We start from the raw sequence: 13072 nt of genomic DNA on the forward strand, positions 1-13072 counted from the left end.
CGCGGATGACGCGGGCGGAGTATAAGCGAAGACGCCCTTCGGGCACTTTCTACGTCTTCGGCAGTCAGGTTGCCATGCTCAAAATCGCAAAACTCGGCAAGACCCTCGCGACGGTGCCGCCCCGCAAACTCTTCGACCTGCTCAACCTCGAAGTTGGCGCTGGCGAATGCGTGGCCATCATCGGCGAATCCGGGGTCGGGAAATCAACGCTGCTCAACTGCATTTCCGGTCTCGAGCCTGTCAGCAGCGGCAGTATCCGCGTTGGCGACACCGAACTGGCTGGGCTTGGCGACGACGCCTTGTCCCGCCTGCGCCGTGACCGTTTCGGTTTCGTGTTTCAGGCCTTTCACGTTCTTCCTCATCTCACCTTGCTCCAGAACGTGGCGGTGCCGCTGTGGCTGCAAGGCCGGCAGGGCGCCGAAGCAGACCGGTGTGCGCAGGACATGCTGGAGCGTGTCGGGCTCGGCAAGCGTGCGGGCGACTGGCCTGGAAATCTGTCTGGCGGGGAATTGCAGCGTGTCGCCATTGCACGGGCCCTGGTGCACCGGCCCATGGTAGTGCTCGCGGATGAACCTACCGGCAACCTCGACCCGGCACGGGCGATGGACGTGCTCGACCTGCTTCTGAGCAGCATCCGCACCGGCGGTGCAGCGGGCGTGCTGGTCACGCATTCGCGTGCGGCGGCTCAGCGCGCTGACCGGGTGTTCGAACTGCGGCAGGACGGACTGGTGCAGGTGGTGGTCGCTGCGCAATGAATCCAGCCTTGATCCGCCTCTTTGCCGCCAGTCTTGGGCGCCGGCGATTGGCCACCGCGCTTGCCTTGATCGCCATTGCACTTGGGGTGGCACTCGGGCTCGCAGTGCAGCTGATTCATGAGGCAGCGCTCGACGAGTTCGGGCGGGGAATGCGCGAACTCGCGGGGGAGGCCGATCTTCAGGTCAGGTCCGGGCGGGGCGGGTTCGATGAGAACCTCTACCTCACCCTCGCCCAGCGGCCCGAGGTGGCTGAAGCGAGTCCGGTGCTGGAAGTTGAGGCGCGTTTGCCGGGCCGGGCGGGCACGCTGCGGATTCTTGGCATTGATCTCTTTCGCATCGCCCAGGTCCAGCCCGCGCTCATGCCTGTGGCCGATGATCGCGATGCCCGCTTCGCGGCCTTGCAGCCCAACACGGTCTTTCTCAGCGTCGCTGCCCGGGAGAAAGGGGTGACCGAAGGAGCGCATGTGCTGCGCGTGCAGGCGGGGCTGGAGGTCGTCAGTTTCCGGGTGGCGGGCACCGTGCCCGGCGCGGGTGCCAGGCAGGCGCTTGGGGTGATGGATATCGCCGCGGCACAGGAGGCCTTTGGCCAGGTCGGTCGGCTCACGCGCATCGACCTGAAACTCGCCCCGGGTGTGGGGCGCGAGCAGGCCATTGCCCGTCTGGCGCCACTGTTGCCTGCAGGGACCAGCATGAGTCAGCCCGAAGCCTCGGGCACCGAGGCGGCGGCGCTCTCCCGCGCGTACCGCGTCAACCTCACCATGCTTGCCGCAATCGCCTTGCTGACTGGCGGTTTTTTGGTGTTCTCCACTCAATGGCTATCGGTGGTGCGACGTCGGCGCGAATTTGCGCTGTTCCGTGCGCTTGGCATGACGCGCGGAACCCTGTTGCGGGGGTTGCTGCTGGAAGGTGCAATCACCGGCCTCGCAGGCGGTATCGCAGGCGTCGCGCTTGGGCACCTGTTTGCCGGTCTCGCCTTTCGCCTTTTCGGGGGCGACCTCGGTGCCGGCTATTTCGAGGGCATTCGCCCTTCACTTCAGTTTTCCCCTGCTGTAACCGGTTTCTACATCGCACTTGGCGTTGTCGCGGGGATTGCCGGTGCGTGGGTTCCTGCGCGCGACGCGGCATTCATGTGGCCCGCCTCTGGTTTGAAGGCGGGGGCAACCGAAGTGGCCGTGCTCGGAGCTGGAAAGTCACGGGGCGGCCTCGCGCTGCTGTGCTTCGGGCTGGGTCTGCTGGCCTGCCTGCTGCCACCGCTGAGCGGGATTCCCGTCGGAGGGTACCTGGCAGTTGCACTGGCTTTGGCGTGTGCGGTACTGGTTCTGCCGGGAGCGACCCGGGTCGCAATGCAGGTGCTGAACATCGGGCACGGGGCCGTGTGGCGTCTTGCCCATTCGCGCCTCGCGGCAGCGCCCGGACAAGCCGTGGTTGCAGGGGCCGGCGTGGTTGCAAGCGTTGCACTCGCGGTATCGATGGCGATCATGGTCAGCTCGTTCCGGGTGTCGGTTGATGACTGGCTGAGCACGGTGTTACCTGCAGATCTGTACCTGCGAGCATCGAGCGCAGGGGCCAGCGGCTTCTTTGATGCTGATGCCCTGGAGCGGGTCAAAATGACCCCCGGCGTCGAATTCACCGATACGGTGCGAGCAACAGAGTTGAGACTTATCGACGGTCGTCCGCCCGTGACCCTCATCGCGCGTGCAGTCAGCCGCGGCTGGGGTTTGCCACTGGTGTCGGGCAGTCTGGCTCCGCCATCAGGGGGGGCTGCCTCGGAGATGCCATCTGCCTGGATCTCCGAGGCCGTCGCGGATCTGATGCAGCTGGCTCCTGAGCGCACGATTGAACTCCCGATCGCGGGGCGCATGATTCAGTTCAGGGTGGCCGGCGTGTGGCGTGACTACGCGCGCCAGAACGGGGCTGTCGTTATTGATCGCGACGTGTATCGCCGGTTGTCCGGTGACCTGAAGGTGAATGACGTCGCGATCCGTCTAAGCACCGGCACATCCGCAGACGAAGTGGCGTTTGCGCTGCGCGAGCACTTCGGTGACGAGCTCGTCGAAATTGCGCTGCCAGGCGAAATACGCAAGATCAGCCTGGAGATCTTCGACCGGACATTTCTGGTGACCTATCTCATGGAAGCGGTCGCAATCATGATCGGTCTGTTCGGCATTGCAAGCACCTTCGCCGCGCTGTCGACTGCGCGCAGGGGTGAGTTCGGCATGCTCAGGCACCTTGGGATGACCCGCACGGAAATCGGGCGGTTGATCGCGCTCGAAGGCGGGCTGACGGCGGCTGTCGGGGTCGGGGTCGGGTTGATCGCGGGCGGCGGGATTGCCTGGATTCTGATCGAGGTGGTTAATCGCCAGAGTTTTCACTGGAGCATGGATTTTCACGTTCCTTACGCCGGCCTGGCATTGTTCTCGTTCGGGCTGGTTGCCCTTGCCACGATGGTGGCGCGATTGGCCGGATACCGGGCCATGCGTCAGTCTGCGGTGCTCGCAGTTCGGGAGGACTGGTAATGCTGAGATGGTATTCGCGCGTGATGGCGGCCTGGCTATTCGGCGCCGTGTTCATGTCAAGTGCAGCCTGCCTGGCTGCCAACGATACCGAGGCGCTGCGCGGTGTGGGGCTTCCCTATCCCGCGGTCACTCCCGGTGCAGCACTTGCGTTTCCGCGTGACCATGGTGCGCATCCCGAGTTTCGGACCGAATGGTGGTACATCACCGGATGGTTGAGTGACGAAGCCGGCGTAGAACGTGGCTTTCAGCTGACCTTCTTTCGGGTGCGACCGCGCATCGGAGAAGGAAGCCCCAGTCGCTTCAGCCCCAGCCAGTTGATGCTGGCGCATGCGGCGGTGGCCGATCCTGGCAAGGGGCGTTTGCTCCATGCGGAACGCGCCGAGCGCAGTCTCCCGCCACTGGCAGGCGCCGGCGAAGCGCATACCGATGTGCGCATCCGCGACTGGTCGCTGACCTGGAGCGAAGCGCCTGACACGCCGGGCGTTTACCGCGCACGGGTCGGCGCAGGCGAGTTTGCCTTCGATCTCGAACTGCGCCCGGATGGGGTGCCGGTCCTGAACGGGGAGGGGGGCTACAGCCGCAAGGCACCTGACCCGAAACATGCGAGCTACTACTACAGCCGTCCGCACCTGAAGGTCAGCGGACAACTGCGTGCGGGGCAGGGCAGCCATCGTGTCACCGGCACGGCATGGCTCGATCATGAATGGTCGAGCGAGATCATGCCGGCGGATGCACGGGGCTGGGACTGGATCGGCATCAACCTGAATGACGGTGGCGCCTTGATGGCATTTCGCATGCGGGGCGATAAGGACATACCGGTCTGGAGCGCGGCCACGCTGCGTGATGCAGATGGCAGTTTGCGCACACTCGAGTTCGATGAGGTCCGTTTCGTGCCCAGGCGGGAATGGCGCTCGCTGCGCTCGGGGGCCACCTACCCGGTAGAGTGGAGCCTCCGTCTCGCAGGTACGGACGATGCGCCGGAGCGTACTTTCCGCATCGTTCCGCTGATGGATGACCAGGAACTGGACAGCCGGGCGTCGACCGGTGCGATCTACTGGGAGGGTGCGGTGCGACTGTTCGAGGGCGACACTGAACTGCGCGAAATCGGCAAGGGCTACCTTGAGATGACGGGGTATGCCGAACGGCTTGAAATGTAAGCGCAGCCCTGTTCGAAGCTAATCGGTCAAGGGAACAGCTTTTACGACCAGATCACCCTGAGCGTAATTGAATCCGTAGTCGCGCAGGGAATCATGTAGCAGCGCGTCGTCGACTTCCGAGGCAATCACGGGAATCGACAGCGCGGCCGCCATTCCGCACAGGGCCTGAGCGACATTGCAGCCGGCCTCCAATCCAAAAGATTCCACCAGGGATTTCAGGCTGATCTTGACGAAGTCCGGATGCAGCGATGGCAGCAGCGCGGTTGCTCCACCGTCGAGCCTCTCGATTGCAATCCGCATCCCGATCTGGTGAGCCTGTTCGAATAAAAGCCGGCACTCTTCGGGCGCCTGCTCGGTCAGCCGGGCAGGAAACTCAAGGATGACCATCGAGGGCGACAACTCAGCCTCAGTGAGCAGAGTGACCAGTCTGGGCAGGTAAGCCTGTGGATTGGCCACCGTGGCCGGGGTGAGATTGAGGCTGAACTGTTTGACGTCCGACTGACGTGAAATCAGGCGGCAGGCGTGCTCCGCCACCCACAGGTCAAGTTCGAGCAGCGCATCGGGAGCGTCGATGCCGGATAGCAACTCCATGGGGGAGTGCATGCCGCCGGTGGTGTCGCTGACCCGCAGCAAGACTTCGTACCATTCACCCTGAACGGTGTCGTCGAGGTCCTTGATCGCTTGCTTGAAGAGCGACAGGCGCTGATAGGGAATCGCGCCCGAAATCGTCATGCCCGCTGCGGGGAGATCGGTCTTCCGTCGGTTGCCAGAGGGCTCTGCAGAGTGTTCCACCACCTGATTACGACCGGCCTTCTTTGCTGCATAGCAGGCAAGGTCGGCTGCTACAAGCAGGTCGGACGCACTGCTGGTCCGGCCGTCGATTCGCACCAGTCCGATACTGGCACCCACCGTAAAGCGCCGTTCCTCCCAATGGAAGCGGTAGGTGGACACGACTTCGCGCAAACTCTCGGCCAGGCCCCGCGCATCGGTCGGACTGCATTCGTGGAGGATAAGCGCGAACTCGTCCCCGCCAATGCGGCTGATCAGATCGCCAGTTCGTACTCGCTGCCGGATCAGGCGTGCGATGTTCTGCAGCAACTCATCGCCTGCAGCATGCCCGCAACTGTCATTCACGATCTTGAAACGGTCCAGGTCGATGAAGCAGAGCGTTGCATGATCACCAGATCTGCGGGAGCGCGTAACCGCATTCTCGAGCGCCTGCTCGAAGGCACGTCGGTTAGGCAGACCTGTCAGTGGGTCATGAAGCGCCTGATATGCGAGTTTCGACGTTGCCTCATCGATGCGGGCCTGCAGATTGCTGTGCGCCTGCGCAATCGACTGTGCCATGTTGTTGAATCCGCGCTGCAGGGCTCTCAATTCGTCGCTCGGGGCGTCGTCAGCCACCGCGACATCGAGCTCGCCGGCGCCGATGCGACTGACCGCCTCGACCAGCCTCGCCAATGGCTTCCCCACCGACGAGGCCAGACGGGACGCAAGCAAGCCCGCCAGCCCCATCCCGATGATGAACAGACTGAGTGCGGTCAGAATCACATCCTGTTTGCGCCCTTCGATTGCCTGATTGCTGAGCTCGACATAGACCCAGCCAATATTCTCCCGCTCACTCATACCGCTCTTACGGAGTTGCGGCTCGAAAACGTCGTTCATTACCAGCGGTTCAGCTACGACCGGGGCCGCATAGCCAATACGCTTCGTATTGCGCCCGATATTCCGAGGGTGTTCAGTTTGAGTGACCAACCCGGGATGGACGAGCTCCATCCGGCCGCTGACGGCAAGCAAGCCCCCATCCCTGTCGAACAGCGCCGCGCCAGTAACGTCTGGCTGGTCCAGCACCGCCTGCAGCAGCCCCATTTGAGTCAATCGGTTTCCCGAAATCACCGCATATTCGGAGGCGGGCGCAAGGAAGCTGACGATTGCGATCCCTCGATCGTCGAGCGCCGCATCGATCGACTGTGTTCCGCGCCAGAAGAACAGACCAGCGATACAGGTTGCAAGCAGCGCGGCAGGCAGCAGCCCGACCAGGAGAAGACGCTGCCGAAGCGAAAGTTTTCTGAACAAACTCATTTCTTTCGGGTGCCTGCAATGCGTTCCATCAACTCCGTGTCACTTGGCACATCCAGTCCGAGTGAGCGCGCAACCTGTCGATTTACAGCAACCGAAAATCGGACCGGATTCAGAACAAGCGGTTGACTCAAACTCTCTGGTCCGGCGGTGCGCAGCCACGCCGCAAAATCTCCCGCTACATCTTCGGGCGAGCTATACACCGCAGCGAGTGCGCCAGCCTGAACGTAGGCCTGCGAGTAGGCGAGGATTGGCTTACGGTAGCGATAACTTGTCAGCAGGATGGTGCGCGCCGAGGCCTGCGAGGCGACGATGGGATCGGGAATCATCAACAATGCATCACTGGCCTGCAGCAATTGTTCAAGCTGAGGAAGGAGATCCTCGACCGTGCCAATGCGCCGGGAAAGCAAGCTGACGCCAGAATCGGCTGCGGCCGTCGAGAACACCTTTTCGAGATCGAGGCTGTCCGGGCCGATGATCAAGCCGACCGTTCGCACGTTCGGCGCCACCGCGCTTGCCAGCCGCATATGCCGCGCAGCCGGATGATCCAGCACCATTGCAGACAGCTCCGCGTCCGGAAACGCAGCGATCAGGCTTCGGTGCTGGGCCCGGCTGACAAGAACTGAAAGTATGGGGCCACGAAACTTCTTCAGTATTTCCTCGGTTGCGCGCGCGCCGACAGCGACGATCACATCGGCCTGCTCGAGAACGGGGGTGTTAAGGCCTTCGTCGACGCTGCCACCATCGGCAATATGATGGGAGAGGGGCGTGACCGATCGCTGCAACGCCTCCAGAAACTGCCGGTGCGGACCGGATGACTGGGACAACGCAAGCGCGACATCCATCGCACATGCCGGCGCAGAAAGCGCAAGCACGGTAGCTAATACCGGCAGCAGGAAGAACGTTCTCCAACCTCTAAGCATGTCGGACAAGCGAATAGACCTGTTGGCTAAGTTTGTTAACCAAGTTCGGTACGCGCAGGACTGGAGTGATTGCAGGGGAACGGTATAAGCCTTGTCTCATTCTGTGGTACGCGACCCCAGGGTGCGACTGCAGGTCGTTTCAACACCAGTGCGCACATTCATAAATAGGGTTTCATATCGCATTTTTTGTACCCTTCGCAGGCTCTCACGGGGGATGCGGTACGGTCAAGCAATCTGTCGAGCTCTCGGTGCCGATGCGCATGTGACGCCGCGCCTGTGTATAATTCGCGGCCGCGCGTCGTCGCGGCACCTCGCGAGGGTGGCGGAATTGGTAGACGCACTGGATTTAGGTTCCAGCGCCGCAAGGCGTGAGAGTTCGAGTCTCTTCCCTCGCACCAGGATTTCAGACCCATCAGAAACGCCGGGCAGTTCATGGCTGCCCCGTGTTCGGCATGGGGCGGTATCGTCCGGCAGTGCAGCGTCCTGCCAACTGTCGCGAAACAAGAGCTGACGTACGCGCATCAGGCGTGAGTACGTGCTCAGTTCTCGATGTCCAGGTACAGCGTTTCCTTCAGCTCTTCCATTACCACGTAGCTTCTCGACTCCGCTGCAGATGGCAACTGGGTCAGCAGATCGCCGAGCAGTCGGCGGTATTCGCTCATCTCGCCAATCCGGGCCTTGATCAGATAGTCGAAATCACCCGAGACCAGGTGGCACTCCATCACCTCGGGGATCGTCGTGAGTTCCTTGCGGACGCGCTCGAATACCTCGCCCGACCGGGTCGACAACTTGATCTCAATGAAAACCAGCAGACTCTTGCCCAGCGCCTGCGGATCCAGGTGAGCGTGATAGCCAGTGATGATTCCGTCTCGCTCAAGCCTGCGCACGCGCTCGGTACACGGCGTTGCCGACAAGCCGATCCGCTGTGCGAGTTCCGTCATTGAAACTCGGCCGTTCTTCTGCAGTTCTACAAGGATTTTCCGGTCGATTCGATCGAGATTCTGCATTTCACCATCCATTGATACCGAAAGCATATATTCGGAAGTATTCACTGCTTTCTTACTGTACTTTAGTGTCTTTCGCTACTCAACAGTCAATACACTAGCGAAATTCTACTACTTTGAGTTCAGGAGAAAGGTCATGCGTGTTCTGGTTCTCGGCAGCGGTGTGGTTGGAACGACGACCGCCTATTTTCTGGCGCGTGCCGGAGCAAAGGTGACGGTTATCGATCGCCAGCCGGCGCCTGCCATGGAGACCAGTTTTGCGAACGCAGGACAGGTTTCTCCTGGATACTCGACACCCTGGGCGGCACCCGGCATTCCCCTGAAAGCACTGAAGTGGCTTTTTCAGCGTCATGCGCCACTGGCCATCCGCGCCGATGGCAGCCTGTTCCAGTTGCGCTGGATGATGGAGATGCTTCGCAACTGTACAGCCGAGCGTTATGCCGAGAACAAGGCAAGAATGATGCGTCTGTCCGAGTACAGTCGCGACTGCTTGCGCACCCTGCGCAGCGATACCGGATTGCACTATGAAGAGCGGAGCAAGGGCACCCTGCAATTGTTCCGGTCCGCGGCACAACTGGAGTCTGCGCGCCAGGACATCCGCGTACTCGAGGAGTTTGGCGTTCCTTTTGAACTGCTCGACCGCGATGGGCTCATTCGTGCGGAACCCGCGCTTGCCCGGGCAGATGCGCAGCTCGTCGGCGGCTTGCGCCTCCCCAATGACGAAACGGGCGATTGCCAGCTGTTCACAACGCGGCTTGCTGAGATGGCCCGCGACCTGGGCGTCGAATACCGTTTCGGCGTTTCAGTGGACGAAATCATGACCGGAGGTGGCGGGATCATCGGCGTTCGCGTCGGTGACGATGTCCTCTCTGCCGATCGCTACGTGCTCGCTCTTGGCAGCTATTCGCGCAGTCTGCTCGCACCCTTGGGGCTGGACCTCCCGGTCTATCCGCTCAAGGGCTATTCCCTTACGATCCCGCTCGCAGACGAAAGCGCCGCCCCGGTTTCGACGGTTCTGGATGAAACCTACAAGGTGGCCATCACGCGCTTCGACCAGCGGATCAGGGTAGGGGGGATGGCCGAACTTGGTGGCTTCGATCTTGGTTTGAATCCACGCCGCCGCGAGACCCTTGAAATGGTCGTGGGCAGCCTTTTTGGTGGCTGTGGCGACCTGTCTGCGGCAGAGTTCTGGACCGGGCTGCGACCGATGACACCGGACGGTACTCCGATCGTGGGTGCAACCGCGTACCCCGACCTGTACATCAATACCGGGCACGGCACCCTCGGCTGGACCATGGCCTGCGGATCTGGGCAGTTGCTGGCCGATGTCATCACCGGTCGTCAGCCGGCGATCCGTCACGACGACCTGGCGATCTCTCGTTACGCCAAAAAGTCAGCGAGTGGCAGCAAACTCCCAAACCTGCAGCCTGCGGGGTAAAGGCACCCAGTACTCAATAAGCCATCAGAACGGCGGCTCGCTCGAGAAAGATAGCAGGCGGCCGTTGTCCGGGTGTTGAAGCTCAAGGCTGGATGCGTGCAGTAGCAGGCGTCCAGCCTTGTCTATTTCGGGGGTGCCATAGAGTGCATCACCGAGAATCGGGTGACCCAGGGTCAGCATGTGCACCCGGAGTTGATGCGTACGGCCCGTGATCGGCGTGAGCTCAACCCGTGTCAAATCGGCACTGGCATCGCGCGCAAGCACACGGTAGTGGGTCGTCGACGGTTTGCCGAAATCGAAATCCACCTTCTGTAACGGACGATTCGGCCAGTCAGCGATCAGCGGGTAGTCGAGAGTTGCTTCGTCGCTGGCAAGCAGGCCGCTGACGACTGCGAGGTAACGCTTGTGAACCTCGCGTTCCTGGAACATCACACTCAGCCGCCGATGCGCCACCGTATTGCGAGCAAGCACGATCAGTCCGGAGGTTTCCATATCGAGGCGGTGGACAATCAAGGCATCGGGGAAATCGGCCTGCACGCGGGAGACCAGGCAATCCGCCTTTTCCGGGCCACGTCCGGGAACCGACAGCAGTCCGCCAGGCTTGACCACGACCAACATCGAAGCATCGACATGGAGGTAATCGAGTGGCTCGGGTGGTGGCGGAGAATATGGTGCGGGGCTCATGCCGGAAATTCGGTACTCGTAAGCGGGTGGCGATTGTCACCGCGAAAGCAGCACGGAGTAAATCGCATTCTTTGGATTGCGGCAGACTCGATACTATGAATCTATAACCGCCATAATGTGTATTATGTAAACTTAAGTGCATTCTTTGCAAACCAACACCTGCTTCCTGCCAGGCAATCACTCACTCAAACCCTTCGCAACGTCCAGCGCCTGATCGATGCGCTCCACTGCATGGATCTCCATTCCCTCGATCGGATGTCGCGGCATGTTTGCCTTGGGCACGATCGCGGTGTCGAATCCGAGCTTTGCCGCTTCCTTCAGTCGCTCCTGCCCGCGAGGCGCGGGACGGATCTCGCCTGCAAGGCCGACTTCGCCAAACACGGCGAGCCCTTGCTTGAGCGGCCGGTCGCGCAAGGACGAGACCGTGGCCAGCAGTATCGCAAGATCGGCCGCAGGCTCGGTGATCTTGACGCCGCCGACTGCGTTTACGAACACGTCCTGATCGAAGCAGACGATACCGGCGTGCCGGTGCATGACTGCAAGCAGCATCGCCAGTCGGGTCTGTTCGAGCCCGACCGAAAGCCTGCGGGGGTTTGGACTCTGTGCGCCATCGACCAGCGCCTGGATCTCAACCAGCAAGGGGCGCGTACCTTCCTGGGTGACGAGAACACAACTGCCCGAGACCTGCTCTGCGTGCTGCGACAGAAAAAGCGCTGACGGATTGGAGACGCCTCTCAAGCCGCGATCAGTCATCGCGAACACGCCGAGTTCATTGACCGCACCGAAGCGATTCTTGAACGCGCGCACAAGACGGAAGCTCGAATGATTGTCGCCCTCGAAGTACAGCACCGTATCGACGATGTGTTCGAGCACGCGCGGACCGGCCAGGGTGCCATCCTTGGTGACATGTCCGACCAGAATCAGGGTCGTGCCACTTTGCTTCGCAAAGCGCGTGAGCTGTGCGGCACACTCCCTCACCTGCCCCACAGAGCCCGGCGCTGACTGCAGGCTTTCGGAGTAGACCGTCTGAATCGAGTCGATCACCGCAACCCTGGGCGCAGCGGTTTTGAGCGTATCAAGAATACGCTCGAGATTGATTTCTGCAAGCAGCTGCAGCTCTCCGGCCTGCAACTGCAGGCGCTGAGCCCGCAATGCAACCTGTTCGCCGGACTCTTCGCCGCTGACATAGACCACGGGATGCGTCGCGGCGAGGTGGCACAGCGCCTGTAGCAAGAGCGTCGATTTGCCGATGCCAGGGTCGCCCCCGATGAGTACGACGCCACCTGCCACCAGCCCTCCGCCGAGGACACGGTCGAACTCGTCGATGCCCGTCGGTGTTCTGGGCTCTTCTCTGGGCTGAAGGGCGGACAGGGGCTGAAGTCTGGAGGCCGCGCCGGCAAGGGCAGCGAAACGGCTGGGTGCGCCCCCTCCCCCACGTTCGATGACGGTTTCGGTCAGTGTGTTCCATGCCTGGCACTGCGGACACTGGCCTTGCCAGCGAGGTGTCTGTGCGCCGCAATCGGAGCACACATAGGCCGACTTGGCTTTCGCCATCAGCTAAGGCCTTGTTCGGCTGCCCGCGTAGCCACCGTTGCAGCCATCTCCGTGAGCTCGGCACAGGCATGCTCGGCAAAGGTGGTGATCAGGCGCGACCGGAACTTGTCGCGCGGGATGATGACTTCAAGCGGGGTGTAAAGCCGGGGCTCAAGCGGGATGCCCACCAGTTTGCCCTCGCGAAGATCGCGCAGAATGGCGGCTCGGGATGCGACTGCGTAGCCCATGCCCTCGGCTGCAAGGTGCTTTACCGTGGCGAGGCTGCCGAGTTCGGCGCAGATGTTGATTTCGCTCATCGGCACGCCTGCGGCTTCGAAGAACTGCTCTGCAAGCTCCCTGATCGCATTGCCGGGGTCGCGGGTGATGAAGGGGTGCTCGATCAGGTCTTCCGCCTTCAGCGAAGTGGCTTGCGCCAGCGCGTGCGTCGGCGCACAGATGACCAGCAGGTCATCCTGAGCCGCGCTGAAGCGTTCGATTGCAGGCTGATCAGACACGATTTCAATCAGCCCGATATCGAGATCGCGTGCGGCGACACGATCTTCGGTGAGCTGCGAATTACCCACCACGACCCGTGGCACCACGCGCGGAAACCGGCGCTTGAAGCTCTCCAGCAGGCGCGGCAGCCAGTAGGCAGCGATGGTGGTACTGGTGCCGATATTGATGGCACCTGACAACTCGTCGGTCAGCTCGGATACGCGCGACTCGAGTTCGTCAGACAGGCCAAGGATGCGCTCGGCGTATGCGAGCACAAGCTCACCTGTCGGTGTCAGTGAGATGTGGCCATGACCGCGCTCGAGGAGTCGGGTGTTGAAGTGCTCTTCCAGTTGCTTGATCTGAAAGGTCACGGCGGGCTGTGTCATGAACAAATGCTCGGCTGCGCGCGTGAACGAGCCGTGCTTTGCCACAGCGTGAAAAACTTGCAACCGACGATCTGCCATGATTATTCAATAAACCTTGTTTAT

10 protein-coding genes and 1 tRNA gene are annotated in these 13072 nt (G+C 61.6%); 5 read left to right on the forward strand and 6 right to left on the reverse strand.

Annotation, left to right across the window (positions count from 1 at the left end; all coding sequences use genetic code 11):
- Positions 1–74: 74 nt before the first annotated feature.
- Genes CEW87_RS17120 through CEW87_RS17130 form a run of 3 tightly spaced genes read left to right on the forward strand, consistent with a single transcriptional unit; the run spans position 75 to position 4428 of the window.
- Positions 75–755, forward strand: a complete 681-nt coding sequence (locus CEW87_RS17120; protein ID WP_108977320.1) for an ABC transporter ATP-binding protein — start codon at positions 75–77, stop codon at positions 753–755.
- Positions 752–3271: an FtsX-like permease family protein gene (locus CEW87_RS17125; protein WP_108974922.1), complete on the forward strand. Its 2520-nt coding sequence runs from the start codon at positions 752–754 to the stop codon at positions 3269–3271. The genes CEW87_RS17120 and CEW87_RS17125 overlap by 4 nt, the downstream gene beginning before the upstream one ends.
- Complete coding sequence (locus CEW87_RS17130; RefSeq protein ID WP_108974924.1) at positions 3271–4428, forward strand: lipocalin-like domain-containing protein; 1158 nt, start codon at positions 3271–3273, stop codon at positions 4426–4428. Before CEW87_RS17125 ends, CEW87_RS17130 begins: the two co-directional genes overlap by 1 nt.
- Before the next feature lie 18 nt (positions 4429–4446).
- On the opposite strand, the gene CEW87_RS17135 is transcribed toward CEW87_RS17130, so the two are convergent.
- On the reverse strand, positions 4447–6510 hold the full coding sequence (locus CEW87_RS17135; RefSeq protein ID WP_108974926.1) for a diguanylate cyclase: 2064 nt from the start codon (positions 6508–6510) through the stop codon (positions 4447–4449).
- Entirely contained in the window at positions 6507–7430 is a 924-nt protein-coding gene (locus CEW87_RS17140) for an ABC transporter substrate-binding protein (protein WP_108974928.1), read from the reverse strand. Before CEW87_RS17140 ends, CEW87_RS17135 begins: the two co-directional genes overlap by 4 nt.
- Positions 7431–7743: 313 nt before the next feature.
- Between CEW87_RS17140 and CEW87_RS17145 the strand changes: the two genes are divergently transcribed.
- Positions 7744–7828, forward strand: a tRNA-Leu gene (locus tag CEW87_RS17145).
- Between the two features lie 141 nt (positions 7829–7969).
- Here CEW87_RS17145 and CEW87_RS17150 read toward each other — a convergent pair.
- The gene (locus CEW87_RS17150) at positions 7970–8437 is read right to left on the reverse strand and encodes a winged helix-turn-helix transcriptional regulator (protein ID WP_108977322.1); all 468 of its coding nucleotides are present in this window, start codon (positions 8435–8437) and stop codon (positions 7970–7972) included.
- A gap of 133 nt (positions 8438–8570) precedes the next feature.
- On the opposite strand from CEW87_RS17150, the gene CEW87_RS17155 reads away from it, so the two are divergent.
- On the forward strand, positions 8571–9872 hold the full coding sequence (locus CEW87_RS17155; RefSeq protein WP_108974930.1) for a D-amino acid dehydrogenase: 1302 nt from the start codon (positions 8571–8573) through the stop codon (positions 9870–9872).
- A 24-nt stretch (positions 9873–9896) separates the two neighbouring features.
- On the opposite strand, the gene CEW87_RS17160 is transcribed toward CEW87_RS17155, so the two are convergent.
- The 3 genes from CEW87_RS17160 to CEW87_RS17170 form a co-directional block, all read right to left on the reverse strand.
- The gene (locus CEW87_RS17160; RefSeq protein ID WP_108974932.1) at positions 9897–10556 is read right to left on the reverse strand and encodes an RluA family pseudouridine synthase; all 660 of its coding nucleotides are present in this window, start codon (positions 10554–10556) and stop codon (positions 9897–9899) included.
- A gap of 177 nt (positions 10557–10733) precedes the next feature.
- Positions 10734–12110: a DNA repair protein RadA gene (gene radA, locus CEW87_RS17165; protein WP_108974934.1), complete on the reverse strand. Its 1377-nt coding sequence runs from the start codon at positions 12108–12110 to the stop codon at positions 10734–10736.
- Positions 12110–13048: a LysR family transcriptional regulator gene (locus CEW87_RS17170; RefSeq protein ID WP_108974936.1), complete on the reverse strand. Its 939-nt coding sequence runs from the start codon at positions 13046–13048 to the stop codon at positions 12110–12112. The genes radA and CEW87_RS17170 overlap by 1 nt, the downstream gene beginning before the upstream one ends.
- Positions 13049–13072: the final 24 nt, after the last annotated feature.

The organism is Parazoarcus communis (assembly GCF_003111665.1).
GTDB lineage: Bacteria > Pseudomonadota > Gammaproteobacteria > Burkholderiales > Rhodocyclaceae > Parazoarcus > Parazoarcus communis_B.